The sequence below is a fragment of the Okeania sp. genome, from assembly GCF_983059655.1.
Genome location: NZ_CEZPJD010000010.1, coordinates 29,510 through 31,625 on the forward strand (window position 1 = coordinate 29,510; position 2,116 = coordinate 31,625).

1 protein-coding gene is annotated in these 2,116 nt (G+C 32.5%); it reads left to right on the plus strand.

Features of this window, described 5'->3' with window-relative positions:
• The first annotated feature begins 406 nt into the window (after nucleotides 1-406).
• Entirely contained in the window at nucleotides 407-1,603 is a 1,197-nt protein-coding gene (locus AC3DU7_RS01610; RefSeq protein ID WP_488037623.1) for a glycoside hydrolase family 10-like protein, read from the plus strand.
• Nucleotides 1,604-2,116 lie beyond the last annotated feature (513 nt).

A 2,116-nucleotide genomic window follows, 5' to 3' on the forward strand; every position in this document is an offset into this window, starting at 1 on the left:
TTGATATTTGTCTAAATTCTCAATTTATGGATATTAGCAATTTATCAACAATCAACAAATTTAACCTCTCTCAAAATCTCATGTCTAAATCTCAATCAATTTCTCGAATTATTCCCATAATACTAATTTCAACTCTCACTAAAATTTCAAGAATTTCATTTTAGCTTTTTGACTATATCCCTGTTTCTATTTATCTCAATTATCAATTTATGGATATTAGCAATTTATCAACAATCAACAATCAACAAATCTAACCTCTCTCAAAATATTATGATTAAATCAAAATAAATTTGCCGAACTATCGATCTAATCCTAATTTCAATTCTCACGAAAAATTTAGATAATTTAATCTTATAATCTGAGCGATCGCTCAAACATCAACAAATTTAATATTTCTCAAAATCTCATGGTTAAATCAAAATCAATTTACCGAACCATCACCCTAACACTAATTGCAATTTTCACCACAATTACATTAGTATTAGCCTCTAATCAAATTAGCAAAACCACACAACAAACAGAAATTCGTGGGGTTTGGATAACTAATATTGATAGTGATGTTTTATTTTCTAACTCAGCCACAACAGCAGCAATAAATCGTTTAGCAAAACTCAACTTCAACACACTCTATCCCACCGTTTGGCAAGGCGGTTATACTCTTTATCCTAGCCAAGTAGCACAACAAGTATTTGGTAAATCATTAGACCCTACACCTGGTTTACAAGGGCGAGACATTTTACAAGAAATTATTACCGAAGGGCATGAAAAAAACTTAACAATTATTCCTTGGTTTGAATTTGGTTTCATGGCACCAGCAGATTCAGAATTAGCAAAATTACATCCTAATTGGTTAACTAAACGACTGGATGGAACTACTATTAAAATGGAAGGAGAAGATGCACGAGTTTGGCTTAATCCTTTTCATCCAGAAGTACAACAATTTCTCTTAGATTTAATTAAAGAAATTGTGACTAAATACGATATAGATGGGATTCAATTTGACGACCATTTTGGCTTACCTGCGGAATTTGGTTATGACGATTTTACAGTTAAATTATATGAAAAAGAACTTCCTGGTTTATCCCCTTCTGATGATTATCAAGAAACTTTTTGGGTCCGTTGGCGAGCGGATAAAATTAATAATTTTATGGAGCGAGTTTCTGAAGAAATAAAATTGATAAAACCAGACTGTATTATTTCTGTATCTCCTAATCCTTTCCATTTTGCTTTACCTGCTTATTTGCAAGACTGGTTTACTTGGGAAAGAGAAGAATTGATTGATGAAATTGTTTTACAGGTTTATCGTTCAGATATGAAACGTTTTATTAATGAGTTGGAACGAACAGAGGTTAAATTAGCTAGAAAGCATATTCCTTTTGCTATTGGAATTTTGACTGGTTTGAGAAATAATTCTACTCCGATAACGACAATTGAAGAACAAATAGAAGCAGTGCGGAAGAGAAATTTTGCGGGAGTATCGTTCTTTTTCTATGAAAGTTTATGGAAGTGGGGAAAGGAGTCAGAAAATATCAGAAACGAAGCTTTGGAAAAAATATTTCAGGGAAAGATTTCAAGACCACATATCTCTAGTTCAAAGAAATAAGGAAAATCATGGAAGTCATTTCAGTTATCAGTTATCAGTCATAAATTTTTCTCTCTCAGATAAATACTAGAGCGGAAAAGGTAGAAATTTTTCCAACTTTGGCGAGGGAAAAAACTAGAGATGGAAAATTTTTGCCTCTTCAGATAAACACTAGAGTCGAAAAGATAGAAATTTTCTCTAACTTTCTTCTAGAGAAAGAACTCAAGGAAGCAAATTTTTTCCTCTCAGATAAATAGTAGAGGGGAAAAGCTATAAATTTTTCCGACTAGGGGGAGGGAAGAGACTAAAAATGGCAAATTTTTCCCTCTCAGATAAACACTAGAGTCGAAAAGATAGAAATTTTCTCTAACTTTCTTCTAGAGAAAGAACTCAAGGAAGCAAATTTTTTCCTCTCAGATAAATAGTAGAGGGGAAAAGCTATAAATTTTTCCGACTAGGGGGAGGGAAGAGACTAAAAATGGCAAATTTTTCCCTCTCAGATAAACACTAGAGTCGAAAAGATAGAAATTTTCT

Excerpts from the sequence above, each read along its gene's own strand:
- AC3DU7_RS01610 (WP_488037623.1), top strand. The coding sequence starts at position 407 with ATGGTTAAATCAAAATCAATTTACCGAACCATCACCCTAACACTAATT.